The organism is Flectobacillus sp., assembly GCF_049240685.1.
Taxonomy (GTDB): domain Bacteria; phylum Bacteroidota; class Bacteroidia; order Cytophagales; family Spirosomataceae; genus Flectobacillus.
The window spans coordinates 43,991-69,264 of sequence record NZ_JBMLSD010000437.1; the positions used below are offsets into that span (position 1 = coordinate 43,991).

Annotated in this window: 17 protein-coding genes; 10 read left to right on the forward strand and 7 right to left on the reverse strand. The window is 37.9% G+C overall.

Annotation, left to right across the window (positions count from 1 at the left end; translation table 11 throughout):
• Positions 1 to 2 precede the first annotated feature (2 nt).
• A complete protein-coding gene (locus tag ACOVQ4_RS20130; RefSeq protein ID WP_095165020.1) occupies positions 3 to 947 on the reverse strand; it encodes a ParA family protein in 945 nt (314 codons plus the stop codon).
• A 664-nt stretch (positions 948 to 1,611) separates the two neighbouring features.
• Here ACOVQ4_RS20130 and ACOVQ4_RS20135 point away from each other — a divergent pair.
• From ACOVQ4_RS20135 to ACOVQ4_RS20170, 8 genes are all read left to right on the forward strand, one after another.
• Positions 1,612 to 3,897 (forward strand): TonB-dependent receptor, encoded by a 2,286-nt coding sequence (locus ACOVQ4_RS20135; RefSeq protein ID WP_421822399.1) that lies wholly within the window; start codon positions 1,612 to 1,614, stop codon positions 3,895 to 3,897.
• A gap of 35 nt (positions 3,898 to 3,932) precedes the next feature.
• Complete coding sequence (locus ACOVQ4_RS20140) at positions 3,933 to 5,327, forward strand: HmuY family protein (protein WP_421822400.1); 1,395 nt, start codon at positions 3,933 to 3,935, stop codon at positions 5,325 to 5,327.
• Positions 5,328 to 5,364: 37 nt separating this feature from the next.
• A complete protein-coding gene (locus ACOVQ4_RS20145) occupies positions 5,365 to 6,201 on the forward strand; it encodes a heme/hemin ABC transporter substrate-binding protein (RefSeq protein WP_421822401.1) in 837 nt (278 codons plus the stop codon).
• A 4-nt stretch (positions 6,202 to 6,205) separates the two neighbouring features.
• The gene (locus ACOVQ4_RS20150; protein ID WP_421822402.1) at positions 6,206 to 7,291 is read left to right on the forward strand and encodes a FecCD family ABC transporter permease; all 1,086 of its coding nucleotides are present in this window, start codon (positions 6,206 to 6,208) and stop codon (positions 7,289 to 7,291) included.
• 330 nt (positions 7,292 to 7,621) lie between these two features.
• Positions 7,622 to 8,467, forward strand: coding sequence for a heme ABC transporter ATP-binding protein (locus ACOVQ4_RS20155; RefSeq protein ID WP_421822403.1), 846 nt, complete (start codon positions 7,622 to 7,624; stop codon positions 8,465 to 8,467).
• The gene (locus ACOVQ4_RS20160; RefSeq protein ID WP_421822404.1) at positions 8,455 to 9,477 is read left to right on the forward strand and encodes a hemin-degrading factor; all 1,023 of its coding nucleotides are present in this window, start codon (positions 8,455 to 8,457) and stop codon (positions 9,475 to 9,477) included. The genes ACOVQ4_RS20155 and ACOVQ4_RS20160 overlap by 13 nt, the downstream gene beginning before the upstream one ends.
• Before the next feature lie 358 nt (positions 9,478 to 9,835).
• Complete coding sequence (locus ACOVQ4_RS20165; RefSeq protein WP_421822405.1) at positions 9,836 to 10,291, forward strand: hypothetical protein; 456 nt, start codon at positions 9,836 to 9,838, stop codon at positions 10,289 to 10,291.
• Between the two features lie 424 nt (positions 10,292 to 10,715).
• Positions 10,716 to 12,902: a TonB-dependent receptor family protein gene (locus ACOVQ4_RS20170; RefSeq protein ID WP_421822406.1), complete on the forward strand. Its 2,187-nt coding sequence runs from the start codon at positions 10,716 to 10,718 to the stop codon at positions 12,900 to 12,902.
• 96 nt (positions 12,903 to 12,998) lie between these two features.
• Here ACOVQ4_RS20170 and ACOVQ4_RS20175 read toward each other — a convergent pair whose 3' ends face one another.
• The 5 genes from ACOVQ4_RS20175 to ACOVQ4_RS20195 form a co-directional block, all read right to left on the reverse strand.
• Positions 12,999 to 13,355, reverse strand: coding sequence for a helix-turn-helix domain-containing protein (locus tag ACOVQ4_RS20175; RefSeq protein WP_421822407.1), 357 nt, complete (start codon positions 13,353 to 13,355; stop codon positions 12,999 to 13,001).
• Between the two features lie 52 nt (positions 13,356 to 13,407).
• Positions 13,408 to 14,490 (reverse strand): PepSY-associated TM helix domain-containing protein, encoded by a 1,083-nt coding sequence (locus tag ACOVQ4_RS20180; RefSeq protein WP_421822408.1) that lies wholly within the window; start codon positions 14,488 to 14,490, stop codon positions 13,408 to 13,410.
• A gap of 57 nt (positions 14,491 to 14,547) precedes the next feature.
• Positions 14,548 to 16,041 carry a PepSY domain-containing protein gene (locus ACOVQ4_RS20185; protein WP_421822409.1) on the reverse strand — a complete coding sequence of 498 codons (1,494 nt, stop codon included), beginning with the start codon at positions 16,039 to 16,041 and terminating at the stop codon, positions 14,548 to 14,550.
• Positions 16,042 to 16,154: 113 nt separating this feature from the next.
• The gene (locus tag ACOVQ4_RS20190) at positions 16,155 to 18,503 is read right to left on the reverse strand and encodes a TonB-dependent receptor (protein ID WP_421822410.1); all 2,349 of its coding nucleotides are present in this window, start codon (positions 18,501 to 18,503) and stop codon (positions 16,155 to 16,157) included.
• 386 nt (positions 18,504 to 18,889) lie between these two features.
• Entirely contained in the window at positions 18,890 to 19,288 is a 399-nt protein-coding gene (locus ACOVQ4_RS20195) for a hypothetical protein (protein ID WP_166577724.1), read from the reverse strand.
• A gap of 160 nt (positions 19,289 to 19,448) precedes the next feature.
• On the opposite strand from ACOVQ4_RS20195, the gene ACOVQ4_RS20200 reads away from it, so the two are divergent.
• Together ACOVQ4_RS20200 and ACOVQ4_RS20205 are read left to right on the forward strand one after the other, a co-directional pair.
• Positions 19,449 to 19,922 (forward strand): hypothetical protein, encoded by a 474-nt coding sequence (locus ACOVQ4_RS20200; protein ID WP_421822411.1) that lies wholly within the window; start codon positions 19,449 to 19,451, stop codon positions 19,920 to 19,922.
• A gap of 158 nt (positions 19,923 to 20,080) precedes the next feature.
• Complete coding sequence (locus ACOVQ4_RS20205; RefSeq protein WP_421822412.1) at positions 20,081 to 21,379, forward strand: Fic family protein; 1,299 nt, start codon at positions 20,081 to 20,083, stop codon at positions 21,377 to 21,379.
• Between the two features lie 104 nt (positions 21,380 to 21,483).
• On the opposite strand, the gene ACOVQ4_RS20210 is transcribed toward ACOVQ4_RS20205, so the two are convergent.
• Positions 21,484 to 24,768, reverse strand: a complete 3,285-nt coding sequence (locus ACOVQ4_RS20210; protein WP_421822413.1) for a glycoside hydrolase family 2 TIM barrel-domain containing protein — start codon at positions 24,766 to 24,768, stop codon at positions 21,484 to 21,486.
• Between the last annotated feature and the right edge of the window lie 506 nt (positions 24,769 to 25,274).

Consider the following 25,274-nt stretch of genomic DNA (forward strand, 5'->3'; position numbering starts at 1 on the left):
AATTAGAATAGGGTTAAATACTCGGCACAGAAGGTATCATAACATTTTGCTGCTTCCGAATCTTTGTCATACATCCTGATAGGGATTTGTTCAATTTGAGCTTTCTGAAAGGCTATCAAGTGGCGGATTTCATTACTGAAAATACGGACATGATTGAATTCTTCACGCACCAAATCCTTGATACCATTATGAACGGTATTGTTACGAACCATCGTGAATACAATTCCATCCACTTGCAAAGAAGGATTAAAGATTTGTCGAGCTTCCGAAACACGTTCCAATAAAGTGTTGAGACCTTTCAAGGCTGACATTTCTGGAAGCAAAGTAATCAAGCAACTATTGGATGCCTGCATCGCACTCATGGTAAGAATATTCAACGATGGCGGGCAATCAATCAAAATAAAATCATAGTTTTCACTTAATCTTGAAATAAGAATTTTGAGACGTTGCTCTCCTCCTACTTTGTTGATTAACTCAGTTTCGGCTTTGGACAACTCAATATCTGATGGGCAAATATAAAGGTTGTCGGCCACCTGGTAACTTGGCAAGTCTTGAAGTTTTACCAAGCTGGTGTAAACTTGTTTTTCATCCTGAATATCAACATCAAAAATTTGACTCAAATTACCTTGTGGATCAAGGTCGATGAGCAATACTTTGAAACCCTTCTTAGCAATTGCTTCACCCAAATAACCAGTGGTAGTAGTTTTGCCTACACCTCCTTTGTGGTTGATAACCGATACCACGCGGGCTTTCTCAAAGAGGTCTGGAGAGTAGCCATAAGCTGTCAGAACTGGCAATAAAGATTCTACGTGCTTATCGCTTAACTTTCTTTCACCTTTAAGCGCTTTGGCGATAGTATCTTTAGGTAAATTTGCTTCACGCTCTAACGTAGCAATCGATAAGGCGTTGCGCCTTCTGATAAATCTAAGCAGTTGGTCTTGTATCATTTCTTTTGCATGTAATTATATACAAATATAATTATTTTGCATGATTTTTTATGCAAAATACTTGAGAAAAATTTTAGCTATCAAATGGTCATTTTGACCAATAGATGAGCGTCTCTTTTTTAGAATAATTGTTAAAATCTGATATTAAATATTTCTATCTATTGGTCAAAATGACCATTTGATGCGTGTCCTATTTCTAGAATAATTGTTAGAATCTGATGTCAAATATTTCTATCAAATGGTCAAAATGACCATTTGATGTGTGTCCTTTTTTGGAATAATTGTTAAAATCTGATGTCAAAGATTTCTATCAAATGGTCAAAATGACCATTTGATACGTGTCCTATTTTTAGAATAATTGTTAAAATCTGATATTAAATATTTCTATCTATTGGTCAAAATGACCATTTGATGCGTGTCCATTTTTAGAATAATTGTTAAAATCTGAAGTCAAATATTTCTATCTATTGGTCATTTTGACCATTTGATAAAGCGGGCATTTTCCAGCTAAGAAAAACAATTTGAAAATTATTTAAAATGATTCTAAATAATACTTGACAATTTAATTCTTTTTTACATACCTTTGTGCAGTTATTTATATTAAGTCTAAATAAAAATAGTAAACCATTTAAGATTATCTCTTTTTTGAACTAGCATCAAATCCATGAAATATAAGAGTGTTGTGTTATTGCTGCTTTGTTTGGTAGCAAGCTGGCAAATATTTGCCCAAGAAAACATCATAGAGGGAAAGGTTATCAATACGGAAGGATTGCCGATTGAAGGCGCCACTATCCTATTGCTAAAATCTGGTAAAGGTACGGTTAGTAAATCGGATGGAAGGTTTAGTTTGAGAGTTGTACAAAATCAATCGGAACAGATAAAAATTAGCTCTGTTGGATTTGAAACAGTGGTAAAAACCATCGATCTTAGAAGGTCTTCGAAATTAGAGGTAACCTTAAATCCTTCTGTAAAAAACTTAGATGAGGTAGTCGTAACAGGTCAACCGCAAGGTCAAACGCTTCGAAACTCGGTTTATCAAGTAAGGGTCATCGACAGAGCAAGAATAGAACAAAGAGCTGCCACCAATGTAATAGGCGTCTTGAATAATGAAATAGGCTTCAGATTTTCGAATGATATGGCTTTGGGTACAACCGATATTCAGTTGATGGGAATGTCGGGTCGAAATGTAAAAATTTTACTAGATGGTGTACCAATGCTTGACCGTGGAGATACAAGAGAAAGCTTGAACCAAATAGATATCAATAGTATCGAACGAATTGAGATAGTAGAAGGGCCAATGTCCGTAAACTATGGCACGGATGCTTTGGCGGGAGTTATTAATATTATTACCAAAAAAGGAAATTCGCATCACTGGAGTTTGTCTGCAAAAGTTCAGGAAGAAACCGTCGCAAATGAATACGGTTTTAGTAAAAACGTAGGAGATGTTTGGAATGGCATACACCTTCAAAGTATTGCTGGAAGCTGGCAAGGCAAAGCTCTCTCCTTTTCGGCAGGTTTGACTAATCAAAGTTTTGGTGGTTGGCAAGGCAGTTCTACAGGAAGAAATAAAGAATGGTTGCCTAAGACACAAACACTGGCAAATGCTAAAATGGGCTATCGTTTAAAAAGTGCCGAATTCTATTACCGACTTGATGGCCTAGATGAAGATATTGTAAATCTTGGGGCAGTCAATATCAATACCAATCAAGCACGTGACCAGCGTTTTTTGACAACTCGATTGATGCACCAACTACAAGGTAATTGGCGAGTAAATGAAAAAGTAAGTGTAAATTTCTTGGCCGCCTATACCGACTATCAGCGTAAAACCCAAACCTCAATTTTGGATTTGAATACAGGTAAAAGAACGCTTTCGCTTGGGGCAGGAGAACAAGATATTTCAAAATTTAATAATGCCATGACACGTGCAACAGCCTATTATCGTTGGTCTAAGCTATTAAATATACAAGCGGGTGTTGAAATCAATGCAGACCGAGCTAGTGGCGCGCGAATCGAAGGTACGCCAAGTATCAACGACTATGCGATTTTTGTAGCACCAGAAATTAACCTCGACTCGGTTGTACTGATTCGCCCTGGTTTTAGATTCATCAAAAACTCGGTATACCCAGCGCCGCCGTTGATACCAGCGCTGAATGTAAAGATAAAATTGAGCCAACATTGGGATTGGCGCTTGGCGTATGCACAAGGATTTAGAGCACCAGCATTGAGAGAATTATACTTTAATTTCTTTGACGCAAGTCATTCTATCAAAGGCAATCCTAATTTGAAAGCAGAAAATTCAGACAGCTTCAATGCCTCCCTGACTCGGATAGGCAATATTGGGAAGTTTCAACATAAATCTACTTTAACAGGATTTTATAATGATTTTAGAAATTTGATCAGCTATGGTACTGATCCAACGAACCCTAGTGTGTCGCAAACGATAAATATCGATAGATTTAAAACAACAGGCTTTACGATTGAACAAACCTTGGCTACGCAAAAATTACGTGCCAGCTTGGGACTTTCATACATTGGCAGATACAATCAACTATTGAGTGACGAAAGCCTTGCGAATGTAGCCATGGAAAGTTTTTTATGGTCGCCAGAAATCAATACTAATATTAGCTATACCCTTGGTACAGCTACCACATTAGGTTTGTTTTATAAATTTTCAGGAACACAACCTGCCTATCAAGCCAGTACAGATACGCAAGGTAATGCAATAGCAAAGTTGACCGAGGTCGGAAGTTTTCATTGGGCAGATTTTACCATAACCCAAAAACTAAAGTATGGCCTTCAGCTTAATGCAGGGGTAAAAAACATAGCTAATGTTACAAGATTAACTAATACAGGGACAAGTTCAGGCTCGGCGCACAGCACAAGCGGGCCAGTACCGATGAGTTATGGTCGCTCCTATTTTGCAGGAATTACCTATCAAATTCATCAATAATTTTAACAATCATTCTCATAAATTAACATAAAATAATGAAGTATTTTTCTCAACTAGTAGGAGCATTACTGTTAGGTGGTGCTTTGGTGGTATCGTCATGCAAAGATACAGAGATTGCTCTACCCGATAATTTGGCACAATTTGAAGCAACACAGCAAGGAATTGACGCAGCTACAACCGAATCAGTCATAAAAGTGAAGCTTTCGAGAGCGGTAGAATCGACTACTTCGGTTACTTTACAATTAACAGCCACAGGGCTTACTTATGGAACAGAGTTTAGCACAGAACCTGCCGCAAGCAATAATCAGATTACACTTCAAGTTCCGGCTGGAAGTAGTGAAACATCTTTTAAACTAACTAAAAAAGCAGGTATTTTCCTAAGTGGTTCTGAATCTCTCGCTGTCAAAATCACTTCAACGACCAACTCGGTTTTGGTAGGAACAAATGCAGAACTGACCGTGAAATTTACAGCTATTGTGTCGGAAGGCTCAACCCTCAAACTTAATGGAGGAACTGGAGGCTCATCGGCAGTTAATTCGGTTTGGGTAGATTTTAGTAATAATAGTCAGACAGCTGTAGCTCGTGCTGCTTGGGATTTGGGTTTTTATACGGGTAGTAGTTTTGTGGTAAAAATCAATAATTTAACTGCCGCAACAGCGATTGTTACGACCAAAACAGATATAAATCAAGTAAGTGCGGCCGATACCGTTGGCAAAAACTTGACTTTAGGATTTGAAACGGCTCATTTTGCTTTGGTTGATGATGTGACAGGAGATATTTCTAAAACCGTGATAGCCGCAGTTTCAGCAACCGATGCAGACAATAAAGTCTATATTTTGAACAGAGGAACTGGCGGGGCTACTGCCAAGAAAGATTTGATGAAACTACGTGTATTAAGAAATACATCTGGTGGATATACTTTACAGTATGCCAAACTAAATGAAACAAGCTATCAAACTATGACAATTGCTAAAGATGCCTCTTTGCAATTTGTTTATACCTCATTCGATAGCACAAGTCCAGTTTCGGTAGAGCCAGCCAAAGAAAAATGGGATATTCAATGGACAGGGGCTTTGTATAAAACGGCACTATCAGCAACAGCAGATATCCCGTATTACTTCTCCGACCAAGTATTTATCAATCATTTGGCAGGTGTCCAAGCTGCAGAGGTTTTGACCAGCACTGTAAGTTATGATGCATTCGCGGAAAGTAATATTAGTTCTATTACGTTTGGTAATAACCGTTCGGTGATTGGAGCCAATTGGAGAGCTACCACAGGAACAGTTGGCGTAAAAACAGATAGATTCTATGTGGTAAAAGATGCTTCGGGAAATGTGTATAAATTGAAATTCTTGAACTTCACTTCCGCTGACGGTGGCGAACGAGGCTATCCGAATATTGAATATAAATTGGTAAAGAAAGCCCAATAGTATAAAGAGGCAAGAGAACATTCATGTAGAAAAGGTTATGAAAAAAATCATTTTAGGGTATTTATTACTTTGTAATATTGCTCTTTTTGCACAAACAAAAACACCAAGAATTGTTTCTATCAGTGGTGCTGTTACAGAAATATTGGTTGGATTAGGTTTACAAAACCAGATTGTTGGTACGGATGTAACCTCCAATTACCCAGCCTCAATAGAGAAACTTCCAAAGGTAGGTCACAACCGAGGTATCGGAGCTGAGGCAACTTTAGCATTGCAACCTACCATTGTGATTGGTACAAAAGATGAAAAAGGAAGTTCTTTTCTGAAACCAGAGGTAGAGTCTCAATTCAAATCGGCGGGAGTAAAAGTTCAGATGTTTACTCAAATCTATACCGTGGAAGGTACAAAGAAACTCATAGATGAAGTAGCGTCATATTTTGGAAAAAAAGCTGAAGCACAACGCTTAAAACAGCAGATTGATGTGTCTCTTAAACAAGTCAAAAAACTCAAATCTTCGCCCAAAGTATTATTTATCTATGCTCGTGGCATGGGAGCGCTGTCGGTGGCTGGTAATGGCACCTCAGTAAAAAGCTTGATAGAACTGGCAGGCGCACAAAACGCGGTCAATGATTTTGAGAATTTCAAACCACTCACCCCCGAGGCACTAGTAGCAGCAAATCCAGATTATATATTGCTATTTGATTCGGGTTTGGAAAGCATAGATGGTACAGCGGGATTATTAAAAATCCCTGGGGTGGCGCAAACCACGGCTGGTAAGAAAAAGCAATTTATCACCATGGACGGAGCCATGCTAACAGGCTTTGGACCCAGAGTTGGATTGGCAGTGTTGGAACTGAATAAAAAAATTAACCTTTAAACCCATGAATAATTCGGCTGAAGTGCGGTTTGTGGATACGCTGCTAACAAAAGAAACTAGCTCATTTACCAAAAATGGACTTATACTTGTTGGTCTGACATTGGTACTAATCATCGTAGGTTTGTGGGCAGCAGGCTTGGGTGCAGTAGCAATTTCAATCCATGAGGTATGTCTTATTTTAGGTCAAAAATTAGGTTTTGTCAGTGGTACAATCAACGATCAAGCAAGTGTAATCCTTACAGTAATTCGATTGCCAAGAGTGTTAATGGGGATTCTGATAGGAGCCGTTTTAGGCATGACAGGAGCCTCTATTCAAGGTCTTTTTCGGAATCCATTGGCCGACCCAAGCCTGATTGGGATTTCATCGGGGGCCTCGCTGTTTGCAGTATCAATGATTGTGTTGGAACTTCATTGGTTGAGTGAATGGCAAATGCTAGGTTTGTTTGGTATGTCTATCATGTCATTTGTAGGGGCTTGTTTGACGGCTTTAGGCGTTTATCAATTGTCCAAGGTCGAAGGTAAAGCATCTGTAGCCAATATGCTTTTAGCAGGAATCGCCATCAATGCACTTTGCGGCGCTATTACAGGCTTGTTGACGTATTTGGCAAACGACGCTCAGTTACGAAGTATTCAGTTTTGGGGACTAGGAAGTTTGGGTGGTGCTACTTGGGAAACACTTCAAGTAGGCGCAATAGGGTGTTTTTTGCCATTGGTGGCTATTCCTAGATTGGGAAAATCGCTCAATGCTTTTGCCTTGGGTGAAGGTCAAGCGCAACATTTGGGAATCAATGCCAAGCGTTTGAAAATACAATTGATTTTATTGACCACCTTAGGCGTTGGTATTTCTGTAGCGCTTTGTGGTACAATTGGTTTTGTAGGTTTGGTGATTCCACATATTACACGTATGTTGGTTGGTGCCGACCATCGTATTGTTTTGCCAGCCTCTGCGTTGATGGGAGCTATTCTGTTGACCTTAGCCGATTTGATTTCAAGGACGATTGTGGCTCCTGCCGAGTTGCCAATAGGCATCGTAACGGCCATTATTGGAACCCCAAGTTTTATAGCGATACTCATCAAAAATCGCCGATAGGTGAAATAGAGTTATCAGTTAATGGTATAGAAGTTATTGAAATACGTTAGTAATCAGAAGAATATCGTCAATATATGTCATAGGAATAAGTAATCGTGCAGAATTATATTTGATTAATTTAAGGTGTAAAGTATTGATAATTAAAATTTTACATTAAAAATTCATAACTCATAATTCAGCATTCATATTTAAGTATTCATGCAGCAGTAGATTGTTTAGGCAACAGGCACAAGGCAAAGAGTGTTAAAATGCTTTTAATAACCACAACCATGTTTTTTCCAAAAACCCACTGCCGAAAGCCGATACCTGATTGCCCAAACCCTTTTTAACATGATTGAAGTTCAAAATATCAATTATAGCATCAACAAACGACAACTCTTAAGTCAGGTAAGCTTTGATTTTCCTAGTGGAAAACTCTTGGCTATTATGGGGGCTAATGGCGCTGGTAAATCTACTTTACTGAAAATATTGAGTAAAGAATTGCCTTATCAAGAAGGTAAAATTAGACTGGCACATCGCAACCTGAATACTTATCGCTCTGACGAACTAGCACAGATAAGAGCGGTATTAGCACAACAAAATACCCTAGCATTTGAATTCAAAGTGGATGATTTGGTAATGATGGGTCGATACCCGCATTTTACTTCTCGGCCCAACGCCCAAGACCGAGCCATTGTGGAATACTGTTTAAACCAAACAGGTATTGCCCATCTTGCCAATCGTACTGTACATACTTTATCGGGAGGTGAGCAACAACGTGTGTACTTGGCTAAAGTCATGGCGCAGTTGCTCGATTACGAATCACTATTTGATAAAAATTATAGGTCAAAACAGCCCAAGTATCTGTTTTTAGACGAGCCTGTAACAGGATTGGATTTATTTCATCAACAACAATTATTGACAACAGTAAAAGAGTTAACGCATAAAGGTTTTAGTGTGGTTGCCATTCTTCACGATTTGAATTTGGCCATGCAATTTGCCGACTCGGTCCTATTACTCAAAAAAGGGAAAATTGTGGATTATGGTGTCACACAAAAGGTTTTACAACCCGATTCCATTCATGAAACCTTTGGGATTCAAGTAAAATTATTTCAGGATAGTCAATTGGATTATCCCTTTATTATTCCATTTCAAGAAAATATTTATCATAAAACAGCAAGGATATGTCAAGTATAACCCTTTCTCTCAAAGAGATTTATCAAAATTTTCAAGCCGAAAATCCGAAAGTTAGAATAAGAGATGCTGCCAAGCAATTGGGCGTTTCTGAGGCAGAGTTGCTTGCCACCGCGATTGGCGAAGGCGTGGTGCGACTGAGTGGTGATTTTAGAGAGTTGATGAAGCAAATTCCTTCACTCGGATATGTGATGGCGCTTACGCGTAACGAAAGTTGCGTGCATGAGCGTAAAGGAAAATATGAAAAAGTATCATTCAACAACCATGTAGGTTTGGTATTAGGAGAAGACATAGACCTTCGTTTGTTTATGAGTCATTGGAAATTTGGTTTTGCTGTTGAAGCTCAAAATAAAAGCCTTCAGTTTTTTGATGAAAATGGCAATGCGGTTCATAAGATATTCTTGCAAGAAAGTAGCAATATTGAGGCATTCCAAAATATTGTTTCAGCCTTTCGCGATAATGAGCAGTCATCAATATTGGAGGTGATTCCTGAAACTGAATTTGTGGCACCACCCGCCAATCCTGATTTGGACGTTGAGGCCTTTCAGGAAGCTTGGTTAAAATTAGAAGACACCCATCAGTTTTTTCCTTTATTACAAAAATTTGGGGTAAATCGTCAGCAAGCTTTGGCTTATGCACCTGAAGGATACGCACAGAAGGTTTCGGTTGAGCAAGTAAAGCAGGTACTAGAAGAAGTATCAAGTACAAATACCGAAATTATGATTTTTGTGTCGAGCAAAGGCTGTATTCAAATTCATACAGGCTTGGTTCAAAAATTGGTAGCTATGGGTCCATGGTTCAATGTTTTGGACCCACAATTCAACCTACATTTACGTGAAGACCATATTGCTGAGGCATGGCTTGTGAAGAAACCAACCAATGATGGCATAGTAACAAGTTTGGAATTGTTTGATGAAAACTTCCAACAAATCGCTTTAATTTTTGGAAAAAGGAAACCGGGAAAACCAGAATTAGAAGCTTGGCGAGAAGCCTTGGCGAAATTTATAAACTAATGATTGATTTTGTAGAATCGGTACCGTTTGCGTACCGATTTCTTTTTGTATGAGAGTCTGAAGAAATCTATGTATGTGGATAATCAGCTATCTCGAAAATTGCCTATTTAATCTACTGTCTACTTCTTTCTCTTTCCTAAAATTCCTTAATATTTCTTTCTTTATGGCTCTTACAAATGTTTAAGGAGCAATGAATAGATTGCTCAAATAGAAAAGTTAATGATTTCAATCATTGCTGAAGATTGTTTAAAATGTTATTTTTGTTAAAATTTCTATAAAAATATTGAGGGCAATCACGAGCATATTTTTATTCATACTATTACTAAATTCTATTTTTAGTAGCAGCATTGCTTTGTTAATGGTTCATGAAGCACCTGTAATTGAGCAGGAAGAGATTGTTTCTGAACGAATTGAGGTTGGTATGCCAATGATATTGCCTTATACTTTTGATTTTCATAATAGGGTAGAAGGAAGAGCCTTGGTAGAACACGATGGTAAATTTTATAGTGTAGTAGAAAAAATCTATCGTAATGATAGTTTGATAACAGTATTACAACTGAATGAAAAAGCTACCAAAAAAATCAAACAAATAGCCCAAGAACTTCAATCAGAAAGTGGCCAAATTCCTAGTCCAGTTCAAAAAGCATTAGCATTATGTAAGCACCTGTTAATCGAATATTTGCCTACTGTCGACTACTCCACTATTTCTTTTGGAAATAGTCCTTTGTTTATCTATGCACCTAAGACTTTTCACTATGTAAGTTTGTATCATTTCTCGTACTATCTGAAACTTCTAAAACCACCCTGTTTCTAAATTTATTATAATTAATTTGTATTTTACTGTTAAAGATAATTCTTCACAAAACGCAATAAATTGATTTTTTTTGCGGATTTATTGTGAGTGGAATACTATTTTTTACAATAAAATAAATACAAAATAATTATTGTAAAAAAGTGATTACTTGCACACAATTAGATTTAAGTTATGTGTTGAGGTTCCAAGGCAACGAGTGTTAAAATGTTTTTTAGTAACAATAGATATGTTTTTGCCGAATGCCCAAAGCTGAAAGCCGTTTGCTACAGGAAAAAGTGTTTTTTATGAAATTATAAAGCCCTTTTGCCTAAAGCCAATTGCTTGAATCTAATTTTGGATTCATGATGCGATTTTTAGATTATGCATAAATCTGATTATCAATCTTTTATATTAGAAGTACATTGGATTTTTTTAAAGAAAAGAAATGAATATAAAATATATTATTACTGCCATATTTTTAACTTTGGGGGCTTTGGATACCAATGCCCAAACAGCTGATTCTACTAAATCTAAGGAGTTACAAACCATTACGGTAGAAGGCAAAAGTCTTCGCGAAGATATAAGTCGCCTGTCAGGTATTACTGGTACGTATATTATGGAAGGTAAGAAAAGCGAGGTGCTGAAGGTCTCCCAATTGAACGCCAGTATTACCGACAAAACGGGTCGTCAGATATTCGCTAAAGTCCCTGGTGTATTTGTGTACGACATGGATGGAACGGGCAATCAGGTCAATATTTCGACTCGAGGACTTGACCCACATAGAGGTTGGGAGTTTAATATTCGTAAAGATGGCGTCATTACCAACTCAGATATGTATGCCTATCCTGCAAGTCATTATAGCGTACCGATGGAAAGCGTAGAACGTATTGAACTGGTTCGAGGAACGGGTGCTTTGCAATATGGAGCACAGTTTGGCGGAATGCTCAACTACGTAAGCAAGCAAGCTAGCGACCATAAAGCGATTGAATTGGAAGCTATTTCGACGGCGGGTTCATACAATCTTCTGAGCAACTATGTTTCATTGGGAGGAACACTCAAAAAGTGGAAATATTATACCTATTTTCTGCAAAAGTCAAGAGACGGATACCGTGATTATGAACATACCAATATGAACGCTCAAGGTGCTGTGGTGCAGTTTGCACCGAATGAAAAATGGAATTTTAGATTAGAATGGGCTCGTTCGAGCTATTTATATCGCATCCCTGGGCCGTTGACAGATGCCATGTTTGCTGCTGACCCGACTCAAGCAACACGTACCCGTAACTATTTTAGTCCGACGATTAATGTGCCTTCTTTTAGAGCAACTTATCATTTGAGTGCCAACACAACGTTAGAGTTTACTTCTTCGGCAGTAATTGGAACTAGAAATAGCGTGATGTTTGATAAACTGGCAACCATTCAGGACACGCTAAATCGTGCGACTTTACAATATGCTAATCGTCAGGTAGATATCGACCGATTTAATAGTTTTACCAATGAATTACGTGTCTTGAGTCATTACAAAATAGGTCAAATGGAAAGCAATTTGGCAAGTGGTGTTCAGGTAATGACAAACGATTTGCATCGTACACAATTGGGTAAGGGTACAACAGGCGATGACTATGATTTAACTTTAGTAGACCCTGTTTGGGGCAGAGATTTACATTTTGCTACCAACAATATCGCCATTTATGCAGAGAATAGCTTTTATGTTATGAACAATCTGAAAGTCAATGCAGGGGCACGGGTTGAAATGGGAGAGAGCCGTATGAGTGGAACGATTAGCTATTATCCTGAAAATAAAATTCCTGTATCCATCAAGCACCAATATCCTTTGTTGGGCGCAAGTTTTAGCTACAAACCGAGCTCTACGGGAGAAATTTATGGCGGTTTTTCTCAGATGTACAGACCTATGATTTTCAAGGATTTAGTGCCGAGTTCTATTTATGAAAAAGTAGACCAAAATATCAAAGATGCCAAAGGGTATAATGTGGAGTTGGGCTATAGAGGTAGAAAAGGCTTTTTGAGATGGGATGTGACAGGATTTTTGTTGAGATATGATAATCGTTTTGGAACGCTAGGAATTACAGATGAGACAGGTACATTCATTACTTATCGAACTAATATTGGAAATTCGGAAACAAAAGGCTTGGAGATTTTCATTCAAGGAGATTGGAATTTGAGTAAAAAATCGTCTCTCTCAATCTTCACTTCGACCTCATTCATGGATGGAAAATATGTTTCGGGAGAAGTGAAAACGGGCAATGCAAATATCTCGGTGGTAGGCAATAAGATTGAGAGTGTTCCTTCGGTAATTACACGCAATGGTCTAACTTTCAACATAGGGGCTATTAGCTCAACGCTTTTGTATAGCTACACTTCTGAAACATTCGCAGATGCGCTAAATACTCGCACGCCAAATGCAAGTGGAGCTATTGGTTTGGTACCATCGTATGGTATTCTGGACTTGAATGCAGCTATGAGACTAAGCGATATGATTCAGTTGAAACTGAATATCAATAACATTACTAATGAAAATTATTTTACTAAAAGACCGCTATTCTATCCTGGTCCAGGCATTTGGCCTTCGGACGGGAGTAATGTACAACTGTCTTTGACGGTTAAGATTTAGCGAGTTATGATTGAGTGGATGAGTGGTTTAATATGTATTTTCTCCGAAGAGACGCAATGCTAATACAATCACTTATCCACACAATCTCAACTCACTCTAGGAGAGTAAAATATGTGCTGGAATACCAAGATGTTGATGGAGGTATTTCATAAATCGTACACTCATGGGCTTCTTACCATTAAGTATTTCTGATATACTACTTTTACTCATTCCTATTTGCTTTGCTAAGCTGATTTGATTTAATCCTTGTTCCTCCATTTCGAATTTTAGCGCTTCTATGGGAGATAGAGTTTCAATTTTATGGTGCTTTAGCTCGTATTCATGAACTAAAATTGATAATAACTCAAGTAAATCGCCCTCCTTTGTATTTGGCTTAGCGTGAAAAATAGCCTCCATTTTTTTTAATGCAGACTCATACTCTTCTTCAGTTTTTATTGGTTTGTTAATTTCCATAATATTGGTAATGCTAAGAGCTATGTTCGATGGTTTTCGAAAATAAAGCTAATCATTTTTTCACCTTTCTCCACCACAACAAAAAGCCTGTAATTGACAATAGGGCAGGGCTGAGTCCTAAAATAACATAAAGTATTTTGAGTAAAATACCTCCGTAGTTACCTACATGGAGCGGATAAAACAGGGCTTCGACTTTGTCCCAAAATGCCATTTCTTCAAATCGTCCCATACTGCTAAACGCTCCTGTTTGAGCGTCAAATTTGACAAAATTCCCTCCTGCAAACAAGGCGTTTTGCCCCGCGATATTTCCTCGAACATTGAATTTCTTTTCTGCTTGGGTTGGGAAATAGACATAATTCGGCACTAAATCTGGCATTTTTAGTCTGGCTTCCTGATACATTTTGTCGATTGAAGCTTTTGCAAGTGTATTGGGAGAAGCTAATTCTTTTTCTACTGCCCATTTGTCTGTTTCAAAAGCAAATAAATTCATCCAAAAGCCTGTGAAAAAAACCACTATATTGAAAAGTAACGCCCAAACGCCGACAATTCTATGTAAATCAGAAGAAATGGTACGCCAGTTTTTGGTTTTGATTTGCACTTTAAAAGTAAGTACTTTCCAAATAAATTTTCGGTAAACAATCAATCCCGTAATTATCGAAATGAGCATACAAATCCCCATAATGGCAGTTAGCGCCGCGCCAGGCATTCCTAAATGGAAAGAGAAATGGAATTGAAATAGCCAATCCATCAACCCTGTCACAAAAGTGTCACTTCGCCCTGTTCGGATGATTTGTCCTGTGTATTGGTTGATATTCAAGCCACCCAAATCATAGGTCATCAATTTGGCATCGTTGAGATATAAACGAAACTTGTATGACTCATCAGGAGCCGCCACAGGGTTTATCCATGAGGCACCATCTAATCGAGGATATTCTTTGACAATTACCTGATAGAGGCTATCTAATGAAAGGGGTTTTCCTGTAGGAACTACCTTCGTAGAGGTATGGTCGAGGAAGTGTTCTAGTTCATCTTTGAAGACTAATATTGAGCCACTTACGCCTAGGAGTAATAGGAAAATCCCAGTTACTAAGCCAAACCATTTGTGAACACTATAAATATTTCGATAAATACGCATGATTGTTGATGTTCCTTAAAATCGGCTATCAGTTATCTGACAGCCGATGAACGAAAATTATTTAGTTTTGATAAAAATGGCAAGACCAAAAATACTTACCACCAATACCCCAAAGGCTGCGAAAGTCATAACGCCATCTCTGATATCTTTCCCTAGACTTTCTAAACCATTGTATTTGTGCAAGAATGCAAACGAAAATCCCTCACGACGGTCGGCATCGGTCACTTTGGCTGCTAAACGATTGGTGGCAGGCTCAATATAATAAGTTGTATGCTCAGGAGTGTTGTAAGCTAATTTAACAACAGGTAATCTTTTATTGACAAAGCCGTATTCTCCCGCAAATTTAGTGATGATTTTAACCTCCTTCAAATCAGCCTCGCTTACTGACATAGACGATTTGTTGTCCATCATTTCACAGCATTCTTCTCCACCTTTTGCTTCTCGATTCGAGAATTGATTGGCAAGGTATTCTGCATAGACTTTATAACCATCCTTTAACGGTTTGTGCTCATTGACAGTAAGATATTCGAAGCTCGTTTCTTTAGTCTCCCAGTTCTTTTTGATGAGTTGCCAATAAAGTTGTTCATTCATTTTTACTAAAGAGATATTGCTAACGCCTTTTAGGTTTACCAATGAATCTTGGGCTATTGCTTGAGTTTGAATAACTGGTTCGCTAATATATTTTAGTCTTTCATCAGGGGTAAATTTCCTAGTTGCATGATAAATTCCTGAAAAGGCGAAAGTAAAAGTGACAAAACTAGTCCAAAGTCCGATAGAACGGTGATATTTTTTGAAAACACTTACTTGATTTTCTTTTTTCGCAGGTTTGAATTTTCCCCACATAAAGCCATAAATCACTAGTCCTCCGATAGCTGAGGCAATGATGATTGTTAAAAAAATAATCATCACAATGATTCGGATGGTATTGTTACTAATTGCATTCAGAAAATCCCAATTATGGAATATATCAAAGATTTTGATAAAAACTTTTCTTTTAGTGTCGTTGAAAACGATGAAACGGCTTTGTTCTGTTTCCACATAAAGATCCATTTTATCAGGTCTATCAAAGGATACTTTGTAAGCAGGTAAAATTCGGTTTACGTAAGGGTATTCTTCGGTAAACTCTGTAAGTTTTTCTATGTTGGTAATTTTACTTGTTGAGTCCGCCAACATAAAACGAGCAATATGCTCAGCAAATAATACATCACCATTTGGTAAAGGTTTTCCATCTATTGTATTGAAATACTGTAAGTTACCTTTGGTGTCTTTGACTTGATAATAGCTTTGTTGATTAAACTTAGCAAAACGAATATTCTTGAATGAAGTGATTTGGTTTTGTGTTAAAACTTGTCCAGCGCTTAGTTTGACATCAGTTTTCTTTACAGTTTCTGCTTTGTAAAATTCATTGGCAATTTTGGTTTTAAACCAATGTGACATAAATGGGTGCATTACGCCTGAAGCTGTCCAAAATATCGTTGGCACTAGCGCAATAATTCCAATAATTCGATGCCAACGATACATATTTCGTTGAACCCATTTTTTGAAACCCATCTTTTGACTTTTTGTGTTTTTATCCTCAATATCCATAGTTGCTAATTGTGATACTTTTAAGATGAAAAGAGTTTAGTTACAGCATATCAAGCTGCAACCAAACTCTTTATAAATTATTTTCCTATAAAACTGTATTGAATACCCATCACAAAAGTGCGTGGTGCAGCAGGAGTGAAGGTAGTGCGGTCGGTAGAAGCGTTACCTCTCGTAGCGTTTGTGGCATAAAGTGCGTCTGTGGCATTCATGATATTGGTGAATACCTCAAAGCCTTTCCAACGATAACCAATACGGAAATTGACCAAATCATATCCTCCATAAGTCACAGTATTGATTTGGTTTTGATACCATTGACCTACGTGTTGCCATTCTAAAGCTGTTCTTAAGCCCTTAAACCATGTAGGATAGTAGCTCACTTCGGTGTTCCACATCCAGCGAGGAGCCGAAGGCATATCTTTGCCATTTACATCTTTGATGGCATCGGTGGCTCTCTGACTCAAAATAAACTCAATAAAGCGGTGCATTGAGTAAGTTCCACCACCACGAACAGATAATTCTTGGCTTGGGCGATAGGTGATACCCAATTCTATTCCTTTATGTTCGGTTTTACCTGCTGCCTGATAATCCGTAGAGTTGTCTGGTTGGCGAATATTTAACAATTCGTTACGACCGTCCATTTGATAAATCGACGCGTCGAGGTACACTTTGTTTTTGAACAACGAAGCCCAACCTCCAATTTCAGTATTGGTAAATGTGGCAGGAATCAAGTTATAATAAAACAAATCTCCGTTTGCGGCAGGGGTTGGTCTTTTGCGGAAAATAGCCGTCAACCCAGAAGGAGCAAAGCCTTGTGAGTAATTGAAGTAAACACCTTTACTATTGCCAAGGTCATAAGTTAATCCTAATTTTGGCGTTACGTTGGTGTAAGTTTTGCCACCTCCAATACCTAATCCTGTGGTTTTATCGATGTCCAAATTGTTTACGTAATCAAAAGTCATATTGTCATAACGCAAACCTGCTGATACATGCAATTTTTGGATTGGCTCAAAATCATATTGTAAGTAAGCCGCTGTATTATAGATTTTTGCGTTATAATCTGCAATTTTAATATCTGGACGCTCCTTTGTAATGGTATATTTCTCTACTGATTTTCCATCAGCTCTTAATTTCGCCGCTAAGTCGATTTGATATGACCAGTAATCATTAGGAGAGTAGTCGATGCTCGCTCCCGCGATTAGTTTTGAATTTAGAAAATTAAATTTCTGAGTATGTTGTGTAATCAAACCCAAACTTCTAAAATTGTTTGAGTTGATTTCGCCTCTTGCGGTAGTTGCTCCCGAAGTCCAACGAATACCGTAGCTTGGATTTTGACCATGTTCATTATCTCTCGCAAAAACGGTTACATAGGTTTGAGAACCTTTTGCCCAATCCTTTTCAAAAGTTAATCTAGTACGTAAAGAGTACGCTTTACGATACGTAAAATCCGTGGTACTAACATATTGACGATTATAGAACGCTACGCTGTCGACACTACCACTTGTTTGTGAGTTGTATTTGGCATACGATAAGGTATAAATCAAGCGAGCTTTTGGAGTGATTTGGTATTCTAAACGAGCGTATTGGGCATTTTTAGTATAGTCTGAGCTAGCCATCCAAGCATTAGTTTGGTCTGACACTAATCCTCCTACATATACACCGAGTTTACCGATGGTTGCGCCAGCACCGTATTGTACTCGACGGAAACCCCATTGGTCAAATTGAATACCAGCGCGTGCAGTAGGTACTGCCGTAGGTCTTTGAGATATAAAGTTTACTGCTCCACCAACAGCCTCTGGTCCATAAATAGAAGATACAGGGCCTTTTACCACTTCGATTGAGCTTACCGTAAACTGGTTCATTTCCAACAAAGAGTTATGATTAAACACACCCATTGGACGAATAGGAACGCCATCTTCCATGTACAAATAGTAGGCGTTGGTAGTCATAGGCTGGCGAATCGACATGGAGTGCTGTTCGTTGCCTAAGTTTACCATCAAAACGCCTGGCGTTTTGTTTACCACTTCATAAATAGCCGTAGGTTTTGCCTCTTCTATTTGCTTGGGAGTTAGTTTACTAATAGCAATCGGTGCTTCAGTACGTAAACCTGCCTCACGGTTGGCGGTGACTATAACTTGTTGTAAATCATGGGTTTCTTGCTCTAATGACACTGAGATAGTCTTTTGATTAGCCGTGGAAATCGTTGTTTTTTTATAACCAACAAAAGAAATAGTGATGCTTGCTGGTGTGTTTTTTAGACTAAACTGACCTTGTTGATTTGTAACTGCACCAGCACCATTGGCTTCAATATTGGCGCCGATTAAAGGCTCATGAGTAACACTGTCAAATACTTTCCCTGTAATTTGGGCATTAGAGATGAAGGCGATTGTGCTCAATAGCATAACCGACAGGATACGTAAAAAATACATAATAATGTTTTAACTTTAAAATTGGAAAAAAGTACTTGAGGCACGATAAGGCTTTTTTGCTGGCATTACAGCCAAAGCAATAGAATGTCTCGGTATGAAAATGGAAAGTTTAATCAGGTAGGATTTTATCTTACCTGATTTTTATTTGGAGAAATCAATAGCACGAGGGGCATATTTTTCCGAAAACAGATACCGTTTATTTCGGATATCGGAAGTTGGATTTCGGAAGTGTAATCTTTTACATTTCTTAAAAAAATAAAGGTATTAAACCTTCTTTCCGAAATCCGCAATCCCAAATCTGAAATAGCAGAAAATCCTTCATACAGTATTGTTACTCCATAGATGGATGCTATGCAGTACTATCGAAAATCCAAGAAAATGAGGGGTTAAGCCACAGTTGGTGGTTTAAGGAGAAAATTGAAATAAATAGAGGAGTAATTATTGTTGTAGATAGGAAAAGAGCATTTCTTTTTTATCTCAATAATATCATTTTCTAGTACTAAATCATGATTGATGGAAGGTACAATACAAGGAATTTCAAGGAGAATTCTGGCAAAAGCCATTCCTTTTTCTGAAGTTTCTTTTTGGTCTGCTGCGGCTACTCGTTTAGCCAAATAACATTTACCATTACAGTGTAAATCTGGTCTAAAACGATTTTCACAAAGATTTTGGACAATATAGTCTTTACGAAGATTATAATCAACATATACCAATGGCACGGCCATCATCCTGATAAACAGAAGGATAGCTAGTAACAAGGCCGCTATGTTGTATTGTTTCTTCAAAATTTTGGTCTAAATTTTCTGGACAAAGATAATCCAGCATTTTTAATCTAGCAAATGGATATACTGATATATCTGGGAAGAATCCCTGATTCTTATTAGTTATGTTCAATATTTTTCTTAGAAATTTGTACTTTATTAAGAGATTTAAGACTTTATAAATATGTTTTATTCGTTTTTATTAGCTTTTCATTCGTTTTGGAGATGGGTTGTTTTGCTTACGTTGGTGTTGAGTATCAGTAGAGCTTTTTGGGGTAAAAAAGGACATAGATTGTTTTCTAAAAAAGACCAACAACTAAGCTTATTGACTTTGATTTCGGCACATATTCAACTAACTGTCGGCGTAGTATTGTATGCTATTAGCCCGATTGTAAGTTATTTCTGGAATAATTTTGGAAAGGCAGTTCATGAGCGACAAATTCGCTTTTTTGGAATGGAGCATATTACTGTCATGATTTCAGCGGTTGTAGTCTTGACGATTGGTTTTTCGAAAGTCAGAAAGCAAGAAGAAGATTATCAGAAGTTTAGCGCTATGCTCTTTTGGTTTGGCATTGCACTTTTATTGATATTAAGCTCCATACCATGGTCATTTTCTCCGTTGACAAGCCGACCCAACTTTCGAGATTTTTCGTGGTAGGAGATAGAATCGATAAGGCAAAACTAGCATCAGTATTATTTGAATACTAAAAATTGCGAGATTATCCGATAATCTCGCAATTTTTAGTATTTTTGTTTATAGAAAAAAAGAAAAGCTGCGTAGCAACATTACATTCGTATTTTTTCTATTCTTGAAAAATGATAGAATCGCCTCCTACATATCTAACCAATCCTGAAACCATTGCTTTGATGGAAGCATATTGGCAGGATGGAACTTTACGAAAAATTCAAGACGAATATCTGTATTGGGATAAAATAAAATACCGTGATAAGCATCATAGTCCTCAAGCATTATGGGCAGCGGTAAAATTGCATAGAAACCTCAGAAGCACGACAGTCCAATTTGGAAAGTATCGTTTTAAGTATGTGATTACAGATTACATGCAAAGGACGCTACATCAATTTGATATGCATTTGGGAGGCAATTTGGGGAGTAATATCGGTATTGCAGAGACCGACAAAACCAAATTTGTGATTAGTTCAATCATGGAGGAAGCCATATCGAGTAGCCAAATGGAAGGTGCGAGTACAACGCGCAAACGTGCCAAAGAGATGATTCAACAAGAAAGGCGTCCTCAGAATAAATCAGAGCAAATGATTATGAACAATTTCATTACGATGAAACATATTGTTCAGGCAAAAAATGAGGAACTTACGCCAGCTAAAATGCTTGCTATTCATCAGCTTGTGGCAAATAAAACACTAGAAGATAGGATAGAAGAGGGGCAATTTCGTGAAAATGACGAAATTCATGTAGTCAATCATTTTGCTAGTGAAGTTGTGCATACGCCCCCGCCTCACGCCGAATTGGAAGTACTAATACAAGCTTTGTGCGATTTTTTTAATAACGATGGCGAAGATTTTATTCATCCAATTATTAAAGGCTGTATTATTCATTTTATGGTGGGTTGGATACACCCCTTTAGCGATGGCAATGGTCGAACGGCTCGTGCTTTGTTTTATTGGTATATGCTTAAAAAGGGCTATTGGTTGACAGAATACCTCTCTATTTCTAGAATTATCAAAGATTCAAAAGCGCAGTACGAAAAAGCCTATTTATATACAGAAATAGACGAAAATGATTTGAGCTATTTTATCACCTATCATTTCAAAACAATGGAAAAAGCCTATGCTGCTCTGAAAGAATATATCAACAGAAAACAAAAAGAGGTTTTCCAAGCAGCTAAGTTTATGAAAATACCTTCGGTAAACGACCGTATGGCACAAATTCTAAAATTGGTTTATGACGATGCCGACCGAATTATGACCATCAAAGAAATTGAAAGTAGATTCAATGTTTCTGATTTTACAGCTCGTACCGATTTAAAAACTTTAGTCGATTTGGGCTTTTTGGAGGTCATACAGGTCAATAAAAAGAAACAGCATTTTGTTCGTGCCGAAAGTTTTAATCAAATGCTTGGTCGCTACAAGATTTAAGTTGTCGGGCATTAGACAAATTGCTTTGGAACATTCTATGTATTGCCGAAAGCTACAGAAATAAAGGATAAAGCCCTTTTGCCTAATGCCTGCGATCAATTTCCCTAAAAAACGATTTTTCTTTTTAGATTCGTAACTCTTTCTTTACCCAAATTCATGGGTTTTAGGTAAAATGAATAGCTATAATTTTTGGCAGGAATCTGATGCTGTTCTAATGGTGCGGCCACCTCGCTCCACGAATCGTTGCCACCTACACCCATTTGCACAAGGTCTATATTAAGCGTAATATAGCCTGCATCTTGTAGCTTGTAGGTATGTTTGGCGTTTTGAATATTGGCTTCAGTATAAGGCCAAGCGCTCATGCTCAGTAGGCTATCGGCCACTACCAACAGACCTGTTTGTTGTTGATTGCCCAAAAACATCCAGCGAACATCGGTACGATTACCATTTTCTTGAGGTACCACATAGTTTTCCATAAACTCCTGAATAGCTTGTGAATAGATACCCACATCCATTCCTTGGCGTTTGTCGGTATAGTTTTCCATTGGCCCACGTCCAAACCATGTAATTTGCTCAAACTCACGACGTATTCCCATTTGCATACCCACTTTAGGGAGGTTGGGAAGTTTGAATTTTGGTAAAAAATGATAAGTTACTTTTACAACTCCTTGAGAATTAATGAGATATTGGATTGTGACATTTGCGCTATCGCCCACTAGGCTATAATCGGTTTTGACCAAAACACCTTTATCCGATTTTTCGGTTTTTATTTCTTTTACCTTTAATTGAACATTATACCATTCTTTCATTTTGCGTTGTGGTTTCCAACCACGACGGTCATTGTCGGTTAACGGACGAGAGAAATGGGGGAGGAGCGGGGCGAAAATCTGCTCTTTTCCATTCAACAAATACGAGCTCAAAGAGCCAGATTCTTTTGAAAAACTAAGTTTAAAGTTTTTATCAGAAACAATAATCTGTTTTTGCTCATCTTCCACTTTTAAAGATGATTTTAACGAAACAGTTTCTTTAATTTTTGCCTTAATTTCCAATTGATTACTAGCAATAACAAAACCTTTCTCAGCCCAAGGCTGAGTTTCTGGCAATAAGAAGGAAATTTGAATATGATATTCTGAATTAGATTTTAATACAGGTAAAAACGAGGCAATATTCATTTGTGAAGAAGCTCCTGCCTCCAGATTTAACTTTGGTAATGCTAAAGTTTTTATCAAACTACCTTCTTCAAAAACTTGCAATTGCATATCATAGTAGGAAGCATTACGATGAGCATGACGATTGAGAATTTGAATTTGTTTTTCTTCCAAATTACTCCAAGTAACTTCAATACCCTGAAACACTCTTTTGGCCTCAAACATGGCCGACTTTGGACTTCCATCGGCGTTTACTACGCCTTTTATAGTAAAATTATCAAAGTATTTTTCTCCAAAATCGCCGCCGTAGGCATAATAAGGCTTACCCGAAGAATCTGTTTTTACTAATCCTTGGTCTTTAAACTCCCAAATACAACCCCCAATCACACGAGGAGTCTTACGGAAAACTTCCCAAAACTCCTGCAAATTACCTGCACTATTTCCCATGGCGTGGGCATATTCACAAAAGAAAATCGGACGCTTATCACCATTGGGTTGATTTGCCAAAAGCTCAGGCGTATAAATACCGGGGTACATACGACTGACCATGTCTACATAGTATTGGTCGAGTGGATTTTGGGTACGATGCGAGTGGTCGTTGGGTTTGAGATAGCGAGGGTCTTTTGGATCCATATATCCCTCCAACTTGGGGCTTCCCATGGCTGGCTCATAATGTACTGGGCGAGTAATATCGAAATCATGCAACCAAGCTGCCATGGCTGCATGGTTTGGTCCACGACCCGCTTCGTTTCCTAAACTCCAAAAAATAATAGAAGGGTGATTCTTGTCGCGCATTGCCATGCGGTTGCTACGCTCCAAATAAGCGCTTGTCCAAGCAGGGTCATTGCTGAGCTTACCACCCAAACCATGTGTTTCGAGGTTTGCTTCGTCAATGACAAAAATGCCATATTCATCACAAAGTTCATAAAGATATGGGTCGCTGGGATAGTGGCTAGCACGAATGCAATTGAAATTAAATTTCTTAATAGTCTGAATATCAGCTAATATATCTTCTCTCGACAAAGCTTTCCCTTTGGTCGGATGGTGGTCTGGACGGTTTACGCCATACAGATAAGTCTCACGACCGTTGATAAGAAGCTTACTATTTTTAGGAGAAAAATCAATGGAACGAAAACCAACTTTACAGCTTTTGGCTTCCAAGACCGCTCCTGAGCTATCTTCTAGCGACATTACCAAAGTATAAAGATAAGGGTCTTCGTCGCTCCATAAATGAGGTTGGTTGACTTTACTTTCCAATATCCCAAATTTGGCATTGTCCAAACGTGGATATACTTCATTGACAATACTTTCGACGGTACAAGAAAGCGGGGCAGTCCATAAAGGCGCATTCTTTTTATCATAAAGTTGAGCTTTGATGAGCGTCTTTTTCGAAATAGGTTTACCTGTAAAATTATCAATTCGAGGACGTAAGCTAAAAAGAGCTTCTTGCGCATCTTTTCCTAACTTGGTTTGATAAAAGAAATCGGCAATACGAAGGCTTGGTTCGGCGTGTAGGAAGACTTCGCGGTGAATACCACTCATTCGCCATTGGTCTTGGTCTTCCAAGAAAGAACCATCACTCCAGCGGATTACCCAAACCGAAATGGTATTTTCTCCTTCTTTCAGGTATGGGGTAATATTGAACTCTGAAGAAAGAAAAGAATCTTCGGCATAGCCTACAAACTTGCCATTGAGCCACACTTTATATGCCGAGCTTACGCCACCAAAATGTAGGTTAATCGTTTGTCCTTTCCAAGAATCAGGAATCGTAAAGCTTCGCTGATAGCAGCCTACGCCATTATAGTCTTTGGGTACAAAAGGTGGGTTGACAGGGCGGAAAGGATATACGGCACTTTTATAAATAGGCTTGTCATAGCCTTGCATTTCCCAAGAAGAAGGTACAGGTATTTTTTTCCAACCTTGTACTTTTTGTTGATAAAAATCTTGTGGTTCATCGCCAGGTTTGAGGGCAAATGCAAAATCCCAGTCACCATTGAGTGACATATAGCGCCCGCTTTGCTCACGAGGCTTTTGGAGGGCGTCTTCGATTGTTGTATAAGAATAGGCAGTGGCTCGCGAAGGCTCTCGATTGATACCGCTTACGAGAGGGTCTTCATAAGGCTGAGTTTGATAAACTGTAGGTACAACTGGTACAGGAGCAGGGGTTTTATCGACCAGCTGAGCCATTGTTGTAAAAGGAATAAGGGCAAGTAATAACCAAGTATAATGATAATATTTCATGAAAACGTAATTTGTGTCAATTCTTCCAAAAAGCCTCAAACATTCTTTTTGAGCTATTATGAAGCATTTTGATATCAGTAGAAAATCAAAATTAGTTCTAATAAGCCTTTAAAAAGTCCTATATTTTTACAAGAGATTGTATGATATTATCGCACTTGAGTTTGAATGGCGATTTGAGAGTTAGAAGCGTACGAAGGATTCTACACTATTTGGGATTTCGGAAATAAAGAAAAATACCTTTATTTTTTACAAAAAAGAACCCTGCACTTCCGTCATTCAATATTTATACTAAAGGTTTAGGTATTGTATTATCATAAAATTGCTTCTAATGCAAAATGCTAACGATAAGAACGCATTTGAACAAAATAAAAGCCTTCGTACAGTTCTAACTCATAATTCAGCATTCATACTTAGTACAAAATAAAAGTAAGTTGCTTGGTCATTGTGCTTGGTAAAAGTGTAGGGACTTGTCAGTCTAATAAAATTATAATAAAAAATCTATCAGA